Source organism: Mesorhizobium sp. P5_C1, assembly GCF_054049815.1.
In genome coordinates, this window is sequence record NZ_JBFULQ010000831.1 from 1 (window position 1) to 1,768 (window position 1,768).

General features: G+C 61.4%; 1 pseudogene. It reads right to left on the reverse strand.

The window, feature by feature from the left end:
• Window positions 1-269: 269 nt before the first annotated feature.
• Window positions 270-1,768 (reverse strand): annotated as a pseudogene (locus ACXJ7R_RS31730) (adenylate/guanylate cyclase domain-containing protein); the annotation flags it as partial.

Below are 1,768 nucleotides of genomic sequence, written 5' to 3' on the forward strand. Positions count from 1 at the left end.
CGGCTAAAGCGCCAGAAGCAGCCAATCTGATGCGACTTCGCACATGATGGCAGTTCGCCGAAAGCGGAATGGCGGGCTCTGGGCGTCCGAAGGACGACAGCGGACGTTCTGCCTAGTCAGACCAAGGTCTGGAGCTGATCTCAAGGCCGCATATGCAATAAAGAAGAATCGAGCGACAATCATCCCGCAGAAATATGCGTTCGGCGATTAATTGTTCGCCAAGCCCGAAGGCGCAAATACCTATGGCTGCGCGTTTGTGAGTTCACGCCCTAGTTCGCCACGGAGAATGCAATGAGATTCCAATGGTGCAGCCAGTAATATTCGTTTTGTTCCGCGCGCGTGCCGTTCGGATTCCGAAAGATCGCGGCACAGGCCCTTGTGTCCCTGAAATAGAAACAATCCCGGTTGCCCTCGAAATGCGCATGCCCGCCGCTGTCGGCAACATCACCCCATGTGTAGGCATAGGTCGATCCATCTGCCGACGCTGTGACGCTCCACGGGACCCCGCTCTTGAAATCCTTCGCCTGCATAGTGCCGGCGTTCGTCGCGCCGTCCAGCACACGCCCGGCGATCGTATGGCCGAACATCAGCCGGTGCATCTCGTCGCCGTTCAGCCTGTCCGGCGATCTCGGATCGAAGTCGAACGGCAGCTCCGGAATACCGGCCTTGAGCAGCCCCTCCTGAAAGCGCATGACGTCCTCGAGCTTCATGTAGGTCATGTTTTGGGCGGCCAGCAGAACAGTCATTCCACCCCCGTCGCCATAGGCTTTTGAGTAAGCTAGGATCCTTGGCAGGAGCGAAGCGGCCTTGTCGGTCGCGCCGAGATGCCCATAGGCAGACATCAGCGGCAGCAAGTCGCCGTATTCGGGGTTTGTGCCCAGCGCGACGTTCTTCTCCAGAGAGGCTACCGCTTCCGGGTATTTTCCAAGCGAGAACGCGGCCAGGCCGCGCAGCCAGTTCGGCCATCCCCCGTCGCGCGGATCGACGCGAAGCGACGCCGCCACATAGGCGAGCCCCTCGTCCGGATGGCCGGCGAAGATCTGTGCCAACGCCATTTCGCGGTAGTTCCAGACGTCGCTCGGATCGAGCGCGATGGCGTGCTCCAGAGCATCAATCGACGCGTCCGCCTGCCAACTGAACGTGTGCTTTCGAGCGATCAGTTGATAGGCGTTCGACGAAGGATGCTTCAGCGCTTCCTGAAGCGCGCCCCAGGCAAGATGCAAGGTCTCGATATGACCCGTGCCAAGCGCCCGCTCCCTCTCTTCGTTGCCGGCCGATTGATCATAGATCCAAGCAAGCTCGGCCAGGGCCTTGCCGTAACCCGGATCGAGTGCGATCGCCCGCTTGAAATGCGCCAGCGCGCCGACGAAGTCCTGAGGCGAGCCGCGACCCTCGAGCTCCAGTCCCTGAAGATACGCTTCATAGGCCGCTGGATTGCCCGTGCTGCCAGGGGTCGTATCGCCCGCGGCCCGAACGAGGCGAAGCTCCAGTGCCATCGCAACGTTGTCGACAACCCTGTTCTGCAGGGTGAGCACATCGCTCCAGGCACCGTCGAAGCGCTCGGCCCACAAATGCGTCCCGGTGGTCGCATCGATCAGCTGCGCATTGATGCGCACGTCGTCGCCCGCACGACGAACGCTGCCCTCCAGGATGTAGCGGACGTGCATCTCCTTCGCGATCTGATCCGGCCGGATCTTCTTGTCCTTGTAGGTGACCGCGGCCGTGCGCGACATGACGAGAAGGCCGGGCACGCGCGCCAGCTCAGTGG